Consider the following 20,669-nt stretch of genomic DNA (forward strand, 5'->3'; position numbering starts at 1 on the left):
CCCGATCCCCTACGGCGCGCTGTCCTGGAGCACGCCGTCGGGCACGAGGCGGAGCGAGCGAACCGCGCCCTCGCGCGCGAGCAGGAGGGCGCCGAGCACGCCGGCCTCGTCGCCCAGCGGAGAGGCGACGACCGGCACGTCCGCGCCGCGGACGGCGTGGCGCGGCAGCTCCTCGCGCACGCCGGCAAGGAGGATGTCGGGCGCCGCCAGCAGCTCGCCGCCCAGCACGATGAGCTGGGGGTTGAGCAGGTTCAGCAGGACCGCGATGCCGCGCGCGAGCTGCGTGCCCGCCTCGTGGAAGATCGCGCGGGCGCTCTCGTCGCCGGCGAGCGCCGCGCTCGCGACGGCGCTGACCGCGTGCGGGCGAGCGAGCGCGGCGAGCTGCGGTGAGCGCGCCGACGCCGCCTCGGCGGCGCGCCGGAGCGCCATGACCGAGGCGAACGTCTCCAGACATCCGCGGCGCCCGCAGCCGCAAGGAGGGCCGTCGTCCGCAACGCGGCAGTGGCCGATCTCCCCGCTGTACCCCTGCATCCCGAAGAACAGGCGTCCATCGGCGACGAGGCCCGCGCCGACGCCTAGCCCGACGTAGATCCACACATACGACGCGTGCCCCCGCGCCGCGCCGAGCTCCCCTTCCGCCACCGCCGCTGCCTGAGGCAGGTTGTACACAGGCACCTGCATGCGAAGCGCGCGGCTGAGCTCCGCGCGCACAGGGAACCGCTCCCAGCCCAGGTTGGGCGCAAGCACGCAGACGCCGCTCGGCCGCTCGATGAGCCCAGGCAAGACCGCGCAGGCGCCGCGCAGCCGCTTCCGCGGCACCCCACTCAGCTGCAGCACCTTCGGCAAGAGCTCGACGATATCGCGGACCGTCCGGTGCGGATCGCGCAGGACGGTGGGCTGCTCCAGCCGCGCCCGCAGCCGCCCGCGGGCGTCGGCCACGGCCACGGCCGTCTTCTCGACACCGATCTCGATGCCGAGGAAGGCCGCGCTGTCGTCGTTGAACTCGAGGAGCCGCGCCGGGCGCCCGCCGCGCGATTCGGTCCCGACATCGCGGACGCTGCCGCTGTCGAGGAGCTCCTCGATGATGGCCGAGACCGTCGGCTTGGTCAGCCCGCTCAACCGCGCGAGGTTCGTGCGGGAGATCGGACCGTGCTCTTGCACGAGGTCGAGGACGAGGGAGCGGTTCAGCTCCCGAGGGGTACGGTTGTTCGCCGTCTTGTCGTTGGCACGGACCATTCGAGCAAAACCAGACTTAGCCGTCCTCGTGCAGCAAAAGCAAGGGGCGTCGCAGCCGAGCTGTCACGAAAGCGCGCGCGGCGAGCCTGGTCCCCCGCGCTCTCCCGAGCTCTCCCGCGCTTCTCCGCGCGTCGCTGCCTCGACGCCCCCACCCCGCGGCGCGTCAGCTGCTTATGTCAGCATCACAATCGTCGCTGCCCGGACGGCCACCGGCGCAGCGCCCCTCCCGCCCTCCACGTAGCAAACTGCCCCGCTTCGGGGGATGGGCTCCTACAGCCCGCACCCCCGTGTGGCGGAACGCCGCATCGCCGCATGTGAGGTGGAAACAGGGAGCGCGCGGCCCTCTCGGCGTCCGACCCGCCCTGACCTGGCGATCGCCCCGCTCCCCGCTCCGGCGACGCCGCGAAGCTCCGCGGCGGGCGGGCTCATCTCTTCTCCAAGGGAACACCGATTGCAGACGGCAACGAACGAGAAGCGGTGGATGACAGATGGCAGGCGCTCATCGGCAATCGACGCTCAATGAACGACAAACGGCAAACGCGGGAAGCGAGCAAACACCGGATCGATGAGCGCAGACGCCGCGGGGCGTGAAGGGGAGCGATCGTCAAGGCGCTGGAGTCCTGACATGCCGACGCACTGTCACCCCAGGTCGAGCCAGGGCTCGACGGGTTGGAGGACACGGCGACATCGCACAGCGACGCGTTGCCCAGCTCGCGCGCGATGCGCATGGCCGAGGAGACGCCCGGAGCGCCGGGGCGCTTCCTCACGAGGAGTTTTCACGATCATGAAGATGACACATGTTCTGGGTGCATTGTTCGCTGTAACGCTCGCCGCCTGCACGGCGACATCCGATGATGCCGAGGTCGCGGATGCGGAGGAGACCGGGGCCGCCGAGGGCGCGCTCGCGGTGAGCGACGTGGCGGCAGCACCGGCGTATTTCGAGCACGAGAGCCGCTTCACCCTCGCGCGGCCCGGCGGCATGTGCGGGGGCATCGCCGGCATACGCTGCGCGGCGGGCCTATATTGCGACTTCGCCCCCGAGGCGAACTGCGGCGCGTACGACCGGAGCGGCACGTGCGAGCTCATGCCCGACGCGTGCCCGCAGAACTACGATCCGGTGTGCGGCTGCGATGGCCGCACCTACAGCAACGGCTGCGTCGCGGCCACGGCCGGCGTCTCGGTGAGGAGCGCGGGGGAGTGCGGCCCCACGATCGTGGGGATCGGCGAGAGCTGTGGCGGCTTCACCCTCGGCGGGCCGCGCGTGTGCGGCGAGGGGCTCTACTGCAAGTACGCGCCGTCCGCGATCTGCGGGCGCGCGGACGCTTCCGGCACCTGCGCGGAGAAGCCCGATGTTTGCACGAAGGAGCTCGCTCCCGTGTGCGGCTGTGATGGCCAGACGTACGCCAACGCTTGCACGGCGGCAGCGAGCGGCACCTCCGTCGACGCGCGGGGCGCGTGCGCGGACGCGCCGATCGAGTGAGCGAGATCGCCGCCCCGCTCCGCGGCTGCTCGAGCGCGAGGAGCGCGGGCGGCGCGCGTTCACGGCTGCTTCTCGACGGATTGCACGTCGAGCTGGATGAATTGACCGACGTACGGCTCGGGCGCCGGGGGGACGCCTTCCACGACCAGATGCTTGAAGTTGGCGATGCTGGTGTGATTCGGATCCTCGCCCTTGAAGGACACCGTGGATCCGCCCCGGATCGGGATGGTCTTCGTGTGGTCGATGATGAACGTGTCGTGCCCGACGGTCGGGCTATCGTTGAGCCAGTAGACCTCGGCCGGGTCGGAGACAGAGATGCTGTAGCGGTTGTACGTCGCGTTGTCGGGTGTACCGCCCACGCGGAAGTGCATGCCGTCGGGCGTGCCGCCCTTGTAGGTCTCCGGCTCGACGACGCCGCGGAGCCGGACGGTCACCAGATAGACCGTGTCGGGCGAGCCGCCGAACGTCTTCTTCTCGTCGACCAGCGCCGAACACGGACACTCGTCGCTGTTGCCCGGGTCCCTGTCGCACGGCATCTCCCAGCGGAAGCCGTCGATGCTGTCGGCCGCGGCGAGCAGGTTTTCTTCTTGGCCGCCGCTGCCGCCGGCCCCGCCGCTACCGCCGGCCCCGCCGCTGCCGCCGGCCCCGCCGCTGCTGCTGGAGCTCGCGCTGCTGGAGGCGCTCGTGCTGGCGGCCGTCGAGGCTCCCCCGCCCGAACCCGCAGCGCTCGTCGTGCTGGAGCTGGCCTGATCGTCCGCAGGCGGGTCGGAATCGGAGCCGCAGGCGAGAAGGACCATCATCGCAGGGACCACGATCAAAGAGATTCTCATTTTACACCAGTCCGGCGAGGGCGCCGGCAGTAGAGGCTGGGGACGCGAAACGTCGTTGCCTTGATATCACGGCTCGTTCGCGTGACCATGTCAGGTTCGTGAGCGGCCCGGTGCACTACCGGACGAAGCCAAAGGAGGACGTGCGGCCGATAATGTGAACGTTCACATGGCGGGCGTCAATGCGAATCGACCGACCGGCGGGGTTCCTCGAGCGTGCGGGGGGCGGGGCCGAGGACATGGGAACTGGGCCTGCGGTCGCGGTAGGATGCCATGGCGCCCGGGGCGCCGGGCTCCGTCGCGCCGCATTCACGCTTTGCAGCGAGGTTGAACGTGAGATCCTGGATCTCTGCCCGTCGAATCCTGTGCGTCCTCCTGCTCGCGCCGCTCGCCCTCGGGATGGGCATCAGCGAGCAGGAGTTCCTGTGCGAAAATGCGGCTGCGCATCTCGAGGAGTGCTGTCCGTCGTTCGCCGCGACTCCCGCGCTCTGCCAGCAGAACGTCGGCTGTAACGGGAACGAGGAGCTGTGGCTCACGGCCGACGAGAGCCGGTGCATCCAGGACAGGGAGTGCGGCGACCTCGTCGCGAGCAACGTCTGCGAGCAGGCGGCCGCGCGCATGAAGCTCGCCGAGGGGGGGAGCGCAGGCGTCGCGCGCCCGGTGGTGTGTCGATGAGGCGGCGTATCCGCTCGTCGAGGCGGCGATGGGGCGGCGCGGCCGTGCTCTCCGGGCTCCTCGCCCCCGCCCTCGCCAGCGCGCAGGAGCCGCAGCCTCCTCCGGGGCCGCCCGCTCTGGCGCCCCTCCCCTCGCCGCCGCCCGCGACGCCCGCGACGCCCACGACCGCAGAGGCGCCGTCGACCGCGCCGCCTGGGGCGCCCGCACCCGAGGGCCCGGAGGGGTGGAAGCGCGGCTTCGGCGCCAAGCTCCACGCCGGGGGCTCGTGGCAAAGCTTCTATTCCCTCGCCATCTATGGAGCGAGCTTCGGCGCCGCCGCCGGGGGCACGCTCGAGCACGTCGCGCTCTGGGGAGGGTTCGAGGGCTTCGTCGGCGTCACCGAGTTCGGCCTCCCCGCGCGCATGTTCCGCCCGAGCTTCGCGGTGGAGGCCCACCTCGGCGATTTCCGGCTCGGCGGAGGCGCGGGCCTGCTCCTGCTCGCGGTGACCCGCGCGACGTCAACGTCGTCCATGACCTCCACGGCGTTCGGGTTCAGCGGGCACCTGAGCTACGACCTCGTCACCCTCGATCAGCACGCGATCTACCTCGAGGCTCGGATGAACGTCGATCTCGCCTCGGCGATCCTCTGGGGGCCCTCGGGAGCCCTGGGCTTTCGCTACTAATTCTACTCACCAGGAGTCCGGCCAGGGATCCAGGGAGAGATTTCAACGCAAAGACGCAAAGGCGCGAAGACGGATCTCTGACCTGCGCAAGCAGAGACGGCCTTGGGCGCTGCAGCGCTACGGCTCTCCGCCGCCAACGCTCCCCTCGCCGTGCCGGTGCCCCCGCGCCCGCCGCTCGCGGTTCCTCGCCACCTTCGCCGCGCGGCTCGCCATGAGCTCCGGCGTCGGCTTGCGCCCCAGGTGCGGCTCCTGCTCCGCGTGGTGCTCGTCGAACGACCCCGGTTCGCTGCCGAGCTCGAAGATCGCGACCTCCCGCTGGCCCCGCTCGCCGAGGCGCAACGGCATCACCGCCGCGCCGATCCCCGCCCCGACGTAGACCGCCCCCTGGCCAGGCTCCCCCCGCTTGCGCGTGCCGTAGAGCCCGTGAATGTACCGGTGCCCCGCGATCTTGCCGATCGAGAGCTCGTTCAGGCGCGCGACCGTCACCTGGCCCGCGTGCGTGTGGCCCGACAGCACCAGCGGGATGCCATGGCGCCAGAGCCCGTCCGCCTCCTCGGCGATGTGCGAGAGGCCCAGCGTCGGCAGGTCGCGCCGCATCCCCTTCACCGCCTTCTCGAGCGACGCGTGGCCCGTATACGCGTCGTCGAGCCCCACCACTTGGAGCCGCTCATGGCCCAGCGTGATCACCGTGCTCGCGTTGCAGAGCACCGCGGCGCCGCCCCGCTCGAGCGCGCGCTTCACCGCGTCGGCGCCCGACCAGTGATCGTGATTCCCCAGCACGGCGATCACCGGCGCCTCGAAGCAGCGCACCACCTCTTCCAGCTGATCGAGGTAGAGCTGGCTGTGACACACGAAATCGCCCGTGAGCACGACGAGGTCGGGCCGCTGCAGGTTCGTCAGCGCGACGGCCGCGCGCTGCACCCGCACCGACGTCACGCGACCGACATGCTGATCGGTCAGGTGGGCAATCCGGAGCGACGACATCTGATCGAGGTAGGCCGCCGGCCCCGCAAAACGCCGGAGCCGAATCCCCATGGCCGGGTCCGCTCCCTCAGGCGCGGGCTCCCCCCCGGAGGCGCCAGCGCCTCGCGTGAAGAGCCTCCGCCACCGCTCCCTCGCAGGTACTGCGCTGCTCACGATGGCCGAGTGTACGGGTGAGGCTGAATGGCCGCCACCTTTTCTTTCGTCGAAGACGCCTTGACACCTCGATTCAGCGGAGCGCAGCAATCTGTCGACATGGGCGACGTGACCGACGTGAGCGTCGCGATCGTCGCGGTCCGCCGCCTGGCCGCACGCGGGACAGCGCCGATCTTGGAAAACTCCGCGCTCGTGCGACTCAGGCATCCATCATCGCGCCTGAGCTCGTCGGATCAGGTCGCGATCGATGGATGCCAGGGTAGGACAGCCGGCGAGCGCCATGGCGATCGAGAGCTCATCGCGCAACCCCGCGAGCACGCGCGCGACGCCCTCGCCGCCGAGCGCGGCGAGCCCCCACAGGACTGGGCGTCCGACCAGCACCGCGCGGGCGCCGAGCGCGATCGCCTTCAGCACGTCGGTACCCCACCGGATACCGCCGTCCATCAGCACCAGGCACCTCCCGGCGACCGCGTCGGCGATCGCCGGGAGGGCCTCGATCGTCGCGGGGGCGCCGTCGAGCTGCCGCGCGCCGTGGTTGGAGACGACGACGCCGGCGGCGCCCGCGTCGAGCGCGCGGACCGCGTCGTCCGGCCTGACGATGCCCTTGAGCAGGAGTGGGAGCTTCGTGAGCGAGGCGAGCCACCCGACGTCGCGCCACGTCAGCGAGGCGTCATGTCGGGAGGCGACGTAGGACGCGAGCAGAGAGCCTCGCTCCTCGGCCGGCGCGGCCGCCGCGACGTCGACGAGGTTCGCCATCACGAGCCCCTCGGGCAGCGCGAAGCCGTTGCGCACGTCCGCTATCCGGCGGCCGAGGACCGGTGTGTCGACGGTCAGCATCAGCGCCCGGTAGCCGGAGGACTCGGCCCGCTCGACGAGGGCGCGCGTGAGGCCGCGATCCTTGTGGACGTAGAGCTGGAACCACTTCGGCCCTGGAGACGCGCCCGCCACCGCCTCGAGGCTCGTTGTCGAGAGGGTGGAGAGCGTGAAGATGGTGCCGAGCTCGGAGGCCGCCCGCGAGGAGGCGATCTCACCGTCGGGGTGCGCGAGGCGCTGATAGGCCGTCGGCGCCACGAGGATGGGGAACGGCACCCTCGTGCCGAGCACCGTCGTGCTCATGTCCCGCTCGGCCACGTCGACGAGGACGCGGTAGTGGATCTCGAGGCGGCGGAAGGCGCGCCGGTTCTCGCGGAGCGTGCGGCCCTCGTCGGCGCCTGATCGGTAGTAGTCATAGGCCATCTTCGACAGCCGGGCGCGCGCTGCGCGCTCGAAGTCGTCGACGGTGAGCAGCGACGGAGCGGGGCGAGGGTCTTGCACGGTGTTCTCCTGGAGATCCCGGCGGCGCGTCCCGACCGCAGGGGGCGCCCATCCTACCAGCTGGCCCCGCGACCAGCCGGCTGGCGAGCGCGCTTCCCCGCAGCCCAGCGCGGCCGCGGCGCCCGTGGGAGCTCGACCGCGGCGCGCGAGGGGCACGTCCACCACCGGGCCTCCGGGCGGCCGCCCTCGAGCAGGGGGCGTAGGCTTCGGTCTCAGTTGCAGGCGGCGAACTGCCCGCTCGCGGGCTGGTTTCCGGCCTTGAGGTCGAGCATCGCTTCCACGGTGGAGCCGTTGATGTCGGTCGCGCGGACGTGATAGGGCGCATTCCCCATGTTCCCGTCGCCGACGACGAAATAGTTGTACGACTGCCGCGTGGCCGTCTGCCACGTGCCGTTGATCTCCACCTCCAGCTTCTCGATCGGGTGCGCATGCCCCTCGACGAGGATCTCGTTCCAGTACTTGTTGCTCGCGTCCTTGAGGCGGAAGGAGACGGCGCCCGTCGTCGGACAGGGGATGTACCGCCAGGAGATCTTCCCCGCCGCGCCGCCGTGGGTGGTCCCCAGATACCCCTCGCGCTCTTCGCCGATCTTGAGAAAGGCGTTCTTGCTGAGATCGATGTGGCCCGCCGTGCACTTCGGGTTCGTGGCGATCGGGCACTGGTCCACGACCATGGCCTGCACCTTGCGCCCGTCGTCCCGGGAGACCTCGACGCACGCGCCGCACATCGCCGCCGCGTCGTAGTCGGTGGTGTTCATGGCGGCGAAGTACTGGCCTCCGCCGAACGGGACGTGCCCGACGACGTCCGGGTTGCGCCCGACGATCGGGTAGCTGCAGTTCACCTCGGTCGAGCCCATGTCGAGCGTGTAGAAGGTGATGGATCCGTTCGCGTACTCCGCGGGATAGTCGCAGCTCACCGGCTCGCTGCCCGTTCCCGTCGAGGTGGTCGCGCCGGTGCTCGTGGCGCTGGGCTCGCCGCCGCCGCTCGTCGAGGAGGTGGAGCCGGTCGTCGTGGAGCTGCCCGGACCAGCGCCCGCGCCCGTCGTGACGCCGTCCCCGCCCCCTGCGCCTGTGCCGGCGCTGGCGCTGGCGCCGACCGCGCCCGCGCCCCCCGGCCCGCCGGCGGCGGACGAGGCGCTCTCCGCGCTGCCGGCGTCACCGCCGCCGCCATCGCTGCAGCCAGCGACGCCGAGCGCGATCAGCGACACGAGCGGCCATAGAATGCCCTTGGGCATAGAACCTAGCTTCATCTCGACTCCTTAAGATTTACGATAGGGATGGATTCGCGAATCCACGCGATTGGCTTATCACGGCCCCGCGGCGCGCTGCTCGATGAAGGTGCCGGCCGCCGTCGTGTACGCGATCCACAGCGAACCGCCGCGATCCGCCTCGATCGCCACGTGCTTGAACGACTTGCCCTCCACCGCGACGCAGCGCGCGTGAAACCGCCCTTCGCCGTCGAGCTGCCCGAGCTCGAGCGCGTGGCGCGCCCCGGGCTCGCGCGAGACCGGCCGGACCCGGGCCACGTGGATCGGCGAGACGCCCTGCGTGGCCGCGATCGGCGCGGGGCTGAGCCCGTTCGGGTAGAGCGACCAGACCGCGGGCATGTCGTCGCGCGGCGCCTCGTCGACGCGGATCGCCGCCATGCCGAACGCCGAGATGTCCTTCGCCGCCGGCAGGAGCACGTACGCAGGCCCTGCGGCGCCGATGGCGAGCGCGCCGCCCATCCGCGATTCCCCCGCGTCGCCGACGAAGACGACCGCGTCAGGGCCGAGCTCGAGCTTGCCTTCCGCCGTGAGCCCCAGCGTGCGTGCGTGCACCGGCGTCAGCGCCGACCGCGCGTCGATGTACATCGCGAGCGCGCCTCCCTTCCAGGGCGACAGCGCGACGAAGGTGGCGCCGCTGCCCTCCTCGGAGAGCGGCACGGCGGCCCCGTCGTCGAGCACAGCGAAGGCCTGCGTCACGGCGCCCTCGCTCGTCTTCCGATCCGAGAGAAAGGCGAGCAACGTGTGCCCTCCGGGCAGCGCGACGGCGGAGATCCCCGTGCCGCGGCGCCCGGCGCCGATGGGCGGCCCCTCGCCGCCGCCGAGCGGGGTCCTCCGGATCGTGCCGCCGTGATCCATGCAGTACACGAACCGGGAGGCCACCGCGCACGCCGGCCACGAGGCGCGCGCAGGATCGCCGCTGCCATCCCCGGCGTCGGGCGCGGCCTCCGCGGGCGGAGAGCCTGGCGCGGTGAGCCCGCCGAACGACGGCGCGACGTGCTGCGCCACGCCGTCGCGGTTGAAGATCACCCGGAAGTCGGCGCGCTCCGCCTCGTCGGGAGACCAGAGCAGCGCCGGCCCACGGAGCGAGAGCGAGAGCGGCCCTCGGCGCAGCGTACAGCCTGCGCCCAGCGCGGCGGCGTCTGGAGCTGCCGCGTCTGGCGCGGCGGCGTCCGGAGCTGCCGCGTCCACCGCTGCCGCATCTGCCGCTGCCGCATCTGCCGCTGCTGCGTCCGCCACCCCCGCGTCCAGCGACAACGCGCTCGCGGCGCTGGCCGCGCTCGCGGTGGGCGCAACGGAGGGCCCCTGCGCCGCAACACCCGCGTCGGGCGCCGGCCCGGCGCCCGGCGTACCCGAGCCGTCACGGCAGGCGGCGAGCGCCGCCAACACGAGCACGCGCGCGCCCAGGGGGGGATACCTCACCACCGCGGCCCGACTCCGAGCAGGGCCTGGATGTTCCCCGAACGCATGCGAAAGCTATCGGGCGAACGGCGTGTAGCGTCAACCCGGGAAGCATCGCCGGACGCCGTGACGGCCCGTGGAACGAAGGGGGAGTCCATCCGAAGAGCGAAGTCTGGTGCTCTCACCACCGCTGGCGAGTCGGTCGCGCGAAGAAGAGGAGCGCTAGGACGAATTGAACGATCCAAAACCATCACTGCCTGCGCTGCCTCCCGGGGAGGCGCACGATCCTATCGAATCGTTCGAGAAGACCGGCGCGCGCGGCGACACCGGCGGTCCGGCGCCGGGGAGCTCGACGGTGAACGTGGCGCCGGCGCCGGGCGCGCTCTCGACACGGATCGAGCCGCCGTGCGCCTGCGCGATCTGGCGGCTGATGTACAGGCCGAGCCCCAGCCCGCCGTAGTGCCGGTCGGACACGGCGCGCTCGAAGCGATCGAAGATCCGCTCCTGGCGCGCCGGGTCGACGCCGATCCCGTGATCCTTCACCGAGAGCCGCGTCGTCCCGGCCTCCTCGCCGAGGACGATCTCGATGGGCTTGCCCGGGCCGAACTTGATCGCGTTGGCGACGAGGTTCGTGACGATCTGGTCGACGCGGGAGCGATCCCAGGAGCCCACGTTGCGGCCGCTGATCCTCAGCGAGACCGAGCAGCCGGCGCGCGCCAGATCCAGCTCGAACCGCGCGATCACGTCGCGCACGACCCCGCCGAGGTCGACCTCCGCCAGGTCGAGCGAGGCCCGATCCGTGTCGATCCTCGAGACCTCGAGGAGCTCGCGGTTCAGGCGGGCGAGGCGCATCGCCTGCCGCAGCGCGCGCTCGACCTGCCTGCCCATCGCCGGCGGATCGCAGAGCCGACCCGAGCGAAGGCTCCTTTCCATGGCCTCGAGCGAGAGCGTGAGCGACGTCATCGGTGTATTGAGCTCGTGCGTCGCCACGGTGAGGAACTCGTCCCGCATGCGGATGGCCTCCTGGGTAGCGCGGTACAGCCGCGCATTGTCGATCGCGAGCGCGGCCCTGTGCGCCACGTGCTGGACGATCTCCAGGTCGGCCTCCACGTAGCAGCGCCCCGGCGCGGACGAGACGACGCTCAGCGCTCCGATCGGCCGCCCCCGCGCCATGAGCGGCACCACGATGAGGCTCTGCGCCCCGAGCTCGCGGATGAGCCTCGCATGCTCGTCGTCCTCGCAGTAGTGCCGGAGCTCTTCCTCGGAGCACCCGGAGACCAGCAACGGCTCACCACACCGCAGCGCCCTGGCCGCTGGATGGGGCGAATCCAGGGCAGGAGAATACCGACGCCGCAGCTGCTCGAGCAGCGACTCCTTGGCGGAATCCCTGTGCGCCCAGATGCTTCGCCGGATCTGCTCGCCTTCGACGACATCGGTGATGCACCAGTCGCAGAGCGATTGCACCGCGAGCCGCGCGACGCGCGCCAGCGTCTCCTCGTAATCGAGCGACCCGGAGAGGATCTCCCCGGCCTCGGCCAGGAAGGCCGCGCGCCGCTCCGCCGCCTCGGCCCCGGTCCTCGCGGCCTGCTCCTTGGAGAGGAGCCGCGCGTTCTCCAGGGAGATCGCGGCCTGCGCGGCGAGCAGCGACAGGGCGGTGAGCCGCTCCGGCGGGAACGCGCCGGCGAGGAGGTCGTTCTCCAGATAGAGCAGGCCCGCCACCTCCGCCTGCCTCAGGATGGGCATGCAGAGGACCGACCTGGGCTTGCGCCGCGCGAAGTACGCGTCGCCGGAGAACTTGCCGGCGAGAGCCTCGGTAGGGCTCAGGATGACGCGCTCCTTCGTCCGTTGCACGTAGCGGACGAGCGTCATGGGGACGCGCTGTGAAGCGCCCTCCCCGGAGCGCGGGAAAACGGTCCTCACCTCCCCGCTCTCCTCCAGGATGGCCTCGGCTCCGATGGAGAGTCGCTCGTCCTGGTGCAGGACGAGACAGGCTCGCTGCGCGCCGCCCTGCTCGAGGACGACCGTGAGCAGCGTCCGCAGGAGCTTGTCGAGGACGATCTCGCTCGAGATGGTCTGCGACGCCTTGACCACCGAGAGCTGGTCGAGCTGCTCGAGCCGCGCCGCGAAGGAGGCGGTCGGGGCGAGCGGCCTCGCGTCCCAGAGACGCGGATTCCGCTGATCGATGTGCCGGACCTTGCCGTCCGCCCCCCAGCGGACATAGCAGGCGCGGGCCTCGCGGAGGTAGGTGTCGGCGATCAGCTCGAACCCTCGCTCCCGGTAGAACCCCGACGCGATCTCGTAGGCCAGCGCCTCGTTGTGCACGAAGCCGCTCGCGCGCGCCGAGCGAATCGCCTGCTCGTAGAGCTGGGCAGCGTCGTCCCATGCGCCGCGGAGACGCGCGATCTCGGCGCCGATCAGCGCCGCCCGGTCGCCGAAGTTCTCGGGGCAGCTCTCCGCCCAGGTGTCGATCTGCCGCTGGTGGGCGGCGAGCGCCTCGAGGTGCCGGCGCCGCTCGGCGGCGTCCGCCGCGCGGCAGCGCGCCGCCCGCACGAGCGCTCCATAGAAATGGTACTCGGCCACCTCGAAGAACGAGCCCGACGTCCAGAGGAGCGGCCGCGCCTTCTCCGCGGCCTCGAGCGAGCCGTCGAGATCGCCCGCGAGGAAGCGCGCTTGCAGCTTGCGTATCCAGTACCAGCAGGTCGCGATCGCGAGGCGCGGATCACCCTCCAGGCGCTGCTCGAACCGGCGCTCGTCGAAGTCGGCGTCGCTGAAGGAGGAGAGATCGGGCAAGAGGCCCCGGAGGGCCCGGATGAGCCTGAGCTGCGCGGTGACGATGTCGACCTCGAGGCCGAACCGCGCCCGCCGCACGAAGTCGAGCGCGCGCTCGGCCTCGCGCTGCACCTCGCCGAGGGGCTCTCCCGCGGCGAGGAGGATCGTGATCAGGCAGTTCTTGTTGTACGAAGCATACGTGATGTCCCCGGTCTCCTGCCCCGCCTCGAAGCCCCGTCGCAGGAGCTCGACGCCGGCGCGCATGTGCCTCACCCACGGGTTGACCCGGTGCCCGAAGCCCAGGTAGACGCGGGATTTGAGGCGCAGGGCCCCGCGGCGCTCCAGGAGCTCGAGGCCGAGCCTGGCGAACCGGTAGGCCATGCGGTAATCGCCGAAGCGCGGCCCGAGGAGCATGCCGAACCAGGTGTAGGCGAGGCACGATGCATCGCAGTTGCCGCGCTCGAGGCTGAGGGTCGTCATGCGCGTCACGACGAGGCAATTCAGGTTCGCGTCGGTGAACAGCGCCGGCGACTGCGCGTGGGTCAGGACCTCGAGGGTCGCGCGGCACTCCGGGTCCGTCATCCGGGGTGAGTCGATGAGGTCCTCGACCGAACGGCTCCCGAGCAGCTCCCAGACGCGCTCGTATTCCTTCCGTACCTCCTCGTCCGTTGGGTGCGGCGACCACGTGACGCCGACGCGGCGGAGGTAGTCGAGGCCCACGTCGACGCCGCGATCGCTGCGGTCCATGGTCGTGTAGAGGCCGAGGCGCACGCACGTGACGGCGGCCAGATCGACGAGGCTCGCGGCGCGGCGCGAGAGCGCCGAGAGCCGCTCCTCGGCCGCCGAGAGATCGCCGGTGAGGTACTCGCACTCGGCCCGATGGAGCTCGAGCTCGAAGGTGAGCTCGTACCGTCGCTCCCAGCGATCCTCCGGGAGCAGCGCCCTGCCGGCGGCCAGATACCTCAGCGCCAGGACGCAGGCGTTCGACCCCCTGGCGCGCTTGCCCGCGATGAGGTTGAGCTCAGCCACCCGCTCGCGCTCCGCCCATGATGTGATCAGCGGAGCGCCTCGGTCGAGCTGATTGACGATCTCGAAGATCTTCTCCTCGAGCGCCTCCGGCGCCGCGCGCGACGCGAGCAGCCGGCCGATCCCGAGGTGCATCGCCGGCCGCTCGCCTTCGGGGATGAGCGAATAGGCGGCCTCCTGGACCCGGTCATGGACGAACCTGTACGAGGCGTCCCTGCGCAGGACCAGCCCCACGCGGACGGCATCCCAGAGGTCCGCGTGCGTCTCCTCCACCGAGCTGCCGCGGACCATCGCGAGGCGGTCGACGCCGGCGGTGCTCCCGAGACAGGCGAGGTGCTTCAGCGCCTCCTGGGTGCCCGGAGGGAGCCGCACGAGCTTGCCGACCATCAGGTCGATCACGTTGTCCGTGAAGCCCTTTTCGCGGATCTTCGCGACGTCCCACCGGAAGCTCTCGGCGCGCTCGTCGAGCTCGATGAGCCGCTCCTCGTGCAGCGCGGTGAGGAACTGGATCGCGAAGAAGGGATTGCCGGCCGTCTTCTCGTGGACGAGGGCCGAGAGCTGCGCGGCGTCCTCGCCGCGGCAGCGGAGCGCGTCGCCGACGAGCGCGCCGAGGTGCTCCCGGGAGAGCGGGCCGAGCACGATGTCCGAGACGCGCGCGCCGTCCTTTCGCACCTTGTCGAGCGCCGCCATGAGCGGGTGCGAGGGCGTCACCTCGTTGTCGCGGTACGCGCCGACGACGAGGAGGTGGCGCGTCTCCGGGTGGGTCATCAGATCATGAAGGAGCCCGAGGCTCGCGGGGTTGGTCCACTGGAGATCGTCGAGGAAGAGCACGAGCGGGTGCTCCTTCCGGGCAAACGCCCCGATGAACCTCCGGAACACGACGCGGAACCGGTGCTGCGCCTCGGCCAGCGGGAGCTCAGGGACCTGCGGTTGCCGGCCGATGACGAGCTCGACCTGCGGGATGACGTCCACGATGAGCTGTCCATTGGGCCCGAGCGCGTCGAGCAGCCGCTGCCGGAGGGCCGCGATCCGGTCCTCGGGCTCGGCGAGGATCTCGCACACGACATTCCGGAAGGCCTGGACGAGCGTGAAGTGAGGGACGCCGCGGTTGGATCGTTCGAACTTCCCCGAAAGAAACAGGGCTCGTTCCCGGACGATCGGTCTGTAGAGCTCGTGAACGAGGGCCGACTTTCCGCTGCCGGAATAGCCAGAGACCAGGACGAGCTCGGGGACCCCCGTGTCCACGACGCGCTCGAACGTGCGCCGCAAGGCGCTCACCTCGCGCTCGCGGCCATAGAGCCTCTGCGGGAGCTGGACGCGGCCGGAGATGTCGCGCTCGCCCAGGGAGAACGGCTCGATCCTGCCGCACGCCCGGTGCTGCGAGAGGCACCGCTCGAGGTCGTGCCTGAGGCCGCGGGCGGTCTGGTAGCGATCCTCCGCCATCTTGGCGAGGAGCTTCAGGACGATCGCCGAGAGGACCTCGGGCATCCCGGGGACGATCGCGGAGGGCGGCGGCGGGGCGAGGGCGACGTGGCAGTGCACCCACTCGAGCGGATCCCGCGCCACGAAGGGCAGGCGCCCCGTGAGCATCTGGTAGAAGGTGACGCCGACCGCATAGAGATCTGCGCGGCTGTCGATCGCCCGATTCATTCGCCCCGTCTGCTCCGGAGACAGGTACGGCAAGGAGCCTTCGATGAGCCGGGGAGTCCCGACCGGGGGCTGCTCGCGGGGGAGGCGGGAGGCAAGGCCGAAGTCGGCGAGCTTCACCTCGCCCGTGGTCGCGTTGACGAGGATGTTCTGGGGCTTGAGATCCTTGTGGAGGATGTCCCGCTGGTGGAGCTCCGCCACGCAGGTGACGAGACGTACCGCGAGATCGAGGAACCGCCCGGCGCTCATGGGCGCGTCGATGAGGATGAGGTGATCGAGCGACTCGCCGCCGAAATCCTCCATGACGAGCGCCGGCAGCCCCTCGAACGTCTCGAGGGCGAGCGGTTCGACGAAGGCCTCGTGGCGGAGACCCTTGCCCATCGTGTACTCGCGCCGGAGGCGCTCGATGTCCTGCGAGCAGCCGCTCCTCGGGTCGATGACCTTCAAGATCACCGGGCGGCCATCGGCGCTCCGGACCGCGCGAAGCAGGCGGGTTCTTCCGCCCTCGTGGAGGGTCCCGGTGATCGTGTACGGGGAGGGAGCGCGCATCTCCTTGGGCAGACTCACGAGGACGACATGCCGCAAAGCGCTGGCGCCGGTCGGCCAGGCGGAACATCGGGATCGTCGGCGACCCCGGAGCGGCCGAGCCCGTGTGCCGCCCCGAGGGGGCTCAGCCACCCAACCGGCGCGCACACACGGATCCCGCCGGACACCGCGCCGCCCGCCCCATGCTCCCGCGATCGTGACATCGTCAGACCCCTCCTGTATCGATACACTATCGATACCACGAGGACCCCGCTGCGCCCGCCCCTGGACGGACGGCGACCCCAGGAGGGGATTCACGAAGCGATCGCTCGGCTGCTCGGGCCGCCGGTCGCGCCGGACGGGCGAGCCAGCCTGGAACGATGGTCGGCTCAGGATCGGGAATCTAGAAGGCGAATGGCACGTCGATCTGCAGGATCTTGTGCTCTGACGCCGTCATCGGATCATCGAGCCCCATCGCGAACGCGACCCCGGGGCGCAACCACATCTTCTCTCCCAGCTTGAAGTGGCCGCGCGGCCCCACGGCCACCGTCGTCGTCTCGCGCGTCGCGCGGGAGGCGTCCTTCTGCACGGAGACCGGCGTCGAGAGCCAGCGCTGGTGCCGGAGCTCGGCGCCGATCGACAGCATCGGGACGACGAAGTAGCCGAGGTGCACGCCGGCGGTGAAGTTCGTCTTCGACGAGTCCGGCTGCACGTCCTCCCCGCGGACGCGCATGAGCTGGAGCACCGTGGCCTCGATCTGCGCGGTGAAGCCGTGCGCTACATAGGCGAACCCGACGCCCGGGAAGACCGTGAAGTCGTTGACGGCGAACATCGCGTTATCCATCGCCGAGCGGGCGTAGATCCCCGCCGTCCTCGCGGGGCCCATCTCCGGGCTCGGCGTGTTGCCGCCGCCGGAGCCCACGGGCACCGTGAGGCCAAGGAACAGGGCGAGTCGCAGCTCCGGCGTGAGCTTCAGCGCGTAGGTGGCGCCGACGACAGGGTTCAGGAACCCGAAGCCCGAGTCGCCCGCAGGCGGGGAGTTCGAGACGACGCCGAGCCGCACGAGCGGGGCCAGATCGTCGGTCACCTTGTAGCTGAAGAGCAGCGTGGACGCGACGGTCGAGCCGGAGGAGCTCGCGGAAGGAGCGCTGTAGAAGGCGATCGCGGTGTCGGAGCGCACGACGGACACGGCGACCACCGGACGGAGCTGAAACGGCAACGAATACGGAGGCGGCTTGGGCTTGTCCGCCGGCGGCTCCGCGGCGGCAGGCTCCGTCGCGGGCTGAGCCGACGCCTGAAACGCAGGCAGACAAAGGAGGCTCGCGCCGAAGAACACACGGAACAACGGACGACATGGATGCTTGTTGGTCATGGGCAGAGCAGGGGGTTGGGCTGGAGGACAACCGCTGTGGCCTCGTCGCCAGCGCAACGAGACGGCCTTCGGAACTGCCGTCGGCTCTGCTGAGCCTGCTCCCACTCTCCGCGCAGAGAGGTTTCGCAAAGATGACAGGGACGAAATGATGGCGCGTGTTCGACACCTCTGTTCGCCGGAGATGTCGTTACCTGCGCGCCGCGGAACCTCGGAGAAACCTGCCGGCCATCGAGACGAGCCGCGGGCGAGCGATGCGCGGAGCGCCGATCCGCCGCCGCGGCCGGGCCTTACCGCTCGAGCACCGTGATCGAGCGGTCCCAGTACGACGCGACCACCGCCCGCGCGCCGTCCTTCGAGACCGCCACGGCGCACGCGCCCTTGCCCGTGGGCAGCGACGCGACGACCCTCGGCGGGTCGCCCGCGATGACCGCGACGCCGCTGCCGACAGGCGGCCACTGGGTCCCGCCGAGCGCCACGAAGAGCGTCTTCCGGTCGGGCGACGTCACGCCCGTCAGCGGCACCCCGCGGAGCGGGAGCGTGCTCTTCACTTCCATCGTCGACAGGTCGATGACGCTCGCGGTCCGCGCCTCGGCGTTGAGCGTGATGCCGTACCGGTCCTCATCGAGCAAGAAGCCCGCGGTCGGGCCGACGCCGACGGGCGTCTTCCTCGTCTCGGTCACCCCGGCGACGCTCAGCAGGATCGCCGTGTTGGACAGCCGATCCGGGAAGAACACGGCGCCGCCATCCCGCGTGATGTCGCCCTCGCGCGGCTCGCGCCCGACCGCGATGCTCCGCCGGGTCGCGCCGAACGGCGACTCGCTCGGGTCGAACAGGTCGATCCACGCGCCCCCCGGCCGGCCCGCGTGCGTCAGCGCGCCGAGCGCCGCGATGTAGGGGCGCCCCTCGGCCTGCACGAGGAACAGCTGCCCCGTGGCGTGCGGGAGCGTGATGTTCGCGAGCCGCACCCCCGTCGGCAGCTCGAACTTCGTCACGCGCTTCGTGTCCGTCGTCGCCGCGACCACCGTCCTGCCGTCCGGCAGCGCCACGATGTCGCCCGGCGTCCGGCCGACGTCGAGCAGGACCGGATCGCGATCCCACGCGGTCGTGTCCATCACCGGGATCCGCGCGGCGTCCTCGTGCCGCAGCACCGCGACGTAGCGGTCGAACAGGAGCCGGATGTGGTCGCCCTGCGCCGGCATCGACGCCTTGTGGATGAGCTCGCCGCTCTGGAGCTTGTACTCGCGCAGCGAGGCGTCGTCGGCGCTGACGTAGATCGACGTGCCGCTCGGGTTGAAGACCACGTCGAGCGGGTGCACGTCCCCGATCCGGAACTCGCGGGCGCGCCAGCGGCCCTTCGGCTCCGCCGGGGGCGGCGCGGGCTCGGCGGCGTCGGGGCCGAACGCCGCGGGGTCCGGCGCGTCGTCCGGCGCGGCGCGCGAGGCGGCGCCCTCCGGCGCGAGCGCGGTCAGCGGCGGCGCCTCGCCGACGGGCGACTTCAGGCTGGTCAGGGTGGCGATGATCACGGCCGCGACGCCGCTCGCCACGGTCACCGCGGCCCGCGCCAGGCGCGGCTCGCGGCCGGAGAGCGACCCCACGGAGCCGCGGTGGCGCTCGCCGAGCCACCCCTTGCAGGCGCGGCACTTGCGCGCCCCCTCGACGATCCGCGCGCCGCAGCTCGGGCACGGGACGCGACGCTCGCTCATTGCAGCACCCATGCGACCTTGGCGCGATCGCCGAGCGCGAGCGCCGAGCCGCCGTCCGGGGCGAGCCGCACCCGCGTCGGCTCGCCGCCGAGCGGGTGGACCTTCGCCGCGTAGCTCTTCAGATCGACCAGGGCCACCGAGCCCGCCCCGTCGCCGCTCAGCGCGACGACCGCCTGCGCCCCGTCCGGAGCGACGGCCATGTCGAGCGCGCGGCCGGGGAACGTGACGGCGCGGAGCAGCTCGCGCTTCGACAGATCGAAGACCTGGATCGCCCGCCCCTCGTTGCACCGCACGATCGCGCGCCGGTCGCTCCGGACGAGCGCGATCTGCTCCGGCTCCCGGCACGTCGTGATGCGCGCCTCCTGCCGGACCGCGCCCGACGGGAGCCAGGTGAGCGGCACCAGGGTGTTCTCGGCCCGGAGGGCCACGAAGCCCGCCGAGCCGTCGGGGATCATGAGCGCGCTGGCCGGGTTGCCCACCATCGAGGTGCGCACGCGATCCTGCTCCGAGCCGAGCCGGCTCGGGTCGAACGGATAGGCGACGCCGCCCGACGGCTCGCCCTTGCCGGGCAGCGGGAGCTGGCCCGTCGTCGTGATCGCGCGGGTGCCGCTGTCGTCCACGGTCACCGGGCCCACGGCGTCGTCGCCGAACTGGATGCGCTCGATCTCGGCGTGGTACTCGGTCGCGAGGATCGCCACCGCGTGCGCCGCCGGCAGCGAGGCGAGCGCGCGCCGGCCCGAGGCGCCTACCTGGATGTCGCCCACGGCCTCGCCGAGCTCGATCGTCTTGAGCAGCCGCGTCGTGGCGGCGTCGATCACGTAGATGCGCGAGGGCGCGGTCGCGTAGACGACGTCGCCCACGCGGTGCAGGCGCCGGACGTGGGGCGCCTCGGAGACGAGGCTCAGCGCCTGGCCGGTCCGGGAGCTGCGCACCTCCAGGCCGGCGGACAGCGCGACCACGAAGCGGTCACGGTCGAGCGGGAGCGCGTCGAGCGCGTCCTTGGGGAGCGAGAAGGGGCCGGCGATCGAGGGCGCGTGCGTGTCGGCCAGGTGGCCGACGTCGTTCGGGCGCTGCCAGACGCAGCGGCCGAGCTGGCATGACTCGCCGCTCCAGCACGGCGCCCCGCACACCGGGGCCGGGGGCGCGACCGGCGACGCGGCCCGGGACGGCGCGAACCGGTGGGGCGCCAGGTAACGGAGCGCGCCGCCGGTGCTGATGAGCCCCAGGATCGCGCCGATCGTGACGAGCGGGCGCCAGTGGAGGGAGAGCCAGCTCGCGTCCTTGGGGGCATCGGGGATCGAAGGCGCCGTCGCCGTCCGCCTGGGCGCGTCGGCCGGCTCCCCGCACTCGGGGCAGAGGGCGACCCCGGCGGCGATGCGCTCGAGGCAGACAGGACAGGTCGCCTCGCCGGCGCCGGTCGATCGCCGGGGCGGCGGCTCCGTCCACGGGACAGGCACCGGGCTCGCCTCGGCGGCGTGGAGAGCCTCCCGCGCCTCAGCGGCGCTGGAGCCGGGCTCGGTATCGCTCCGCGTCTCGTGGTCCACTGCGCACCTGCGTCTCTTCCGTGTCCGTGACGAGCGGACCTCGCGTAACCCGAGCGTGCCCGGAAGTCGAGCCTTTCGTGCCGGCGCAG

Annotated in this window: 13 protein-coding genes; 3 read left to right on the forward strand and 10 right to left on the reverse strand. The window is 71.6% G+C overall.

Features of this window, described 5'->3' with window-relative positions; genetic code table 11:
* Nucleotides 1-9: 9 nt before the first annotated feature.
* Nucleotides 10-1,236, reverse strand: coding sequence for an ROK family protein (locus WME82_RS41240; RefSeq protein ID WP_437853727.1), 1,227 nt, complete (start codon nt 1,234-1,236; stop codon nt 10-12).
* 784 nt (nt 1,237-2,020) lie between these two features.
* Here WME82_RS41240 and WME82_RS41245 point away from each other — a divergent pair.
* Nucleotides 2,021-2,716 (forward strand): Kazal-type serine protease inhibitor domain-containing protein, encoded by a 696-nt coding sequence (locus WME82_RS41245; RefSeq protein WP_438039788.1) that lies wholly within the window; start codon nt 2,021-2,023, stop codon nt 2,714-2,716.
* A 59-nt stretch (nt 2,717-2,775) separates the two neighbouring features.
* On the opposite strand, the gene WME82_RS41250 is transcribed toward WME82_RS41245, so the two are convergent.
* Nucleotides 2,776-3,528: a hypothetical protein gene (locus tag WME82_RS41250; protein WP_438044977.1), complete on the reverse strand. Its 753-nt coding sequence runs from the start codon at nt 3,526-3,528 to the stop codon at nt 2,776-2,778.
* Nucleotides 3,529-3,876: 348 nt separating this feature from the next.
* Here WME82_RS41250 and WME82_RS41255 point away from each other — a divergent pair, with 348 nt between their 5' ends.
* Together WME82_RS41255 and WME82_RS41260 are read left to right on the forward strand one after the other, a co-directional pair.
* A complete protein-coding gene (locus tag WME82_RS41255) occupies nt 3,877-4,218 on the forward strand; it encodes a hypothetical protein (RefSeq protein ID WP_437853732.1) in 342 nt (113 codons plus the stop codon).
* On the forward strand, nt 4,215-4,880 hold the full coding sequence (locus WME82_RS41260; protein ID WP_438039789.1) for a hypothetical protein: 666 nt from the start codon (nt 4,215-4,217) through the stop codon (nt 4,878-4,880). Before WME82_RS41255 ends, WME82_RS41260 begins: the two co-directional genes overlap by 4 nt.
* A 117-nt stretch (nt 4,881-4,997) precedes the next feature.
* Here the strand turns inward: WME82_RS41260 and WME82_RS41265 are convergent, their stop codons facing one another.
* The 8 genes from WME82_RS41265 to WME82_RS41300 form a co-directional block, all read right to left on the reverse strand.
* Nucleotides 4,998-5,915, reverse strand: a complete 918-nt coding sequence (locus WME82_RS41265) for a metallophosphoesterase (protein ID WP_438039790.1) — start codon at nt 5,913-5,915, stop codon at nt 4,998-5,000.
* Between the two features lie 312 nt (nt 5,916-6,227).
* Complete coding sequence (locus WME82_RS41270) at nt 6,228-7,331, reverse strand: alpha-hydroxy acid oxidase (RefSeq protein WP_437853736.1); 1,104 nt, start codon at nt 7,329-7,331, stop codon at nt 6,228-6,230.
* 212 nt (nt 7,332-7,543) lie between these two features.
* Nucleotides 7,544-8,578, reverse strand: coding sequence for an expansin EXLX1 family cellulose-binding protein (locus WME82_RS41275; protein ID WP_438039791.1), 1,035 nt, complete (start codon nt 8,576-8,578; stop codon nt 7,544-7,546).
* A 57-nt stretch (nt 8,579-8,635) separates the two neighbouring features.
* Nucleotides 8,636-10,015, reverse strand: a complete 1,380-nt coding sequence (locus tag WME82_RS41280; protein WP_438039792.1) for a hypothetical protein — start codon at nt 10,013-10,015, stop codon at nt 8,636-8,638.
* Between the two features lie 201 nt (nt 10,016-10,216).
* A complete protein-coding gene (locus WME82_RS41285; protein ID WP_438039793.1) occupies nt 10,217-16,003 on the reverse strand; it encodes a sensor histidine kinase in 5,787 nt (1,928 codons plus the stop codon).
* 361 nt (nt 16,004-16,364) lie between these two features.
* On the reverse strand, nt 16,365-17,306 hold the full coding sequence (locus tag WME82_RS41290; protein ID WP_438039794.1) for a hypothetical protein: 942 nt from the start codon (nt 17,304-17,306) through the stop codon (nt 16,365-16,367).
* A 314-nt stretch (nt 17,307-17,620) separates the two neighbouring features.
* Complete coding sequence (locus WME82_RS41295; RefSeq protein WP_438039795.1) at nt 17,621-19,036, reverse strand: hypothetical protein; 1,416 nt, start codon at nt 19,034-19,036, stop codon at nt 17,621-17,623.
* Nucleotides 19,033-20,580, reverse strand: a complete 1,548-nt coding sequence (locus WME82_RS41300) for a YncE family protein (RefSeq protein WP_438039796.1) — start codon at nt 20,578-20,580, stop codon at nt 19,033-19,035. The genes WME82_RS41295 and WME82_RS41300 overlap by 4 nt, the downstream gene beginning before the upstream one ends.
* Nucleotides 20,581-20,669: the final 89 nt, after the last annotated feature.

The organism is Sorangium sp. So ce128 (assembly GCF_051525245.1).
Taxonomy (GTDB): Bacteria; Myxococcota_A; Polyangia; order Polyangiales; family Polyangiaceae; genus Sorangium; species Sorangium cellulosum_B.

Bases quoted from the DNA above. Each gene is read 5' to 3' on its own strand.
- WME82_RS41260 (WP_438039789.1), top strand. From the start codon at position 4,215: ATGAGGCGGCGTATCCGCTCGTCGAGGCGGCGATGGGGCGGCGCGGCC.
- WME82_RS41275 (WP_438039791.1), bottom strand. From the start codon at position 8,578: ATGAAGCTAGGTTCTATGCCCAAGGGCATTCTATGGCCGCTCGTGTCG.
- WME82_RS41240 (WP_437853727.1), bottom strand. From the start codon at position 1,236: ATGGTCCGTGCCAACGACAAGACGGCGAACAACCGTACCCCTCGGGAG.
- WME82_RS41245 (WP_438039788.1), top strand. From the start codon at position 2,021: ATGAAGATGACACATGTTCTGGGTGCATTGTTCGCTGTAACGCTCGCC.
- WME82_RS41295 (WP_438039795.1), bottom strand. From the start codon at position 19,036: ATGAGCGAGCGTCGCGTCCCGTGCCCGAGCTGCGGCGCGCGGATCGTC.
- WME82_RS41265 (WP_438039790.1), bottom strand. From the start codon at position 5,915: ATGGGGATTCGGCTCCGGCGTTTTGCGGGGCCGGCGGCCTACCTCGAT.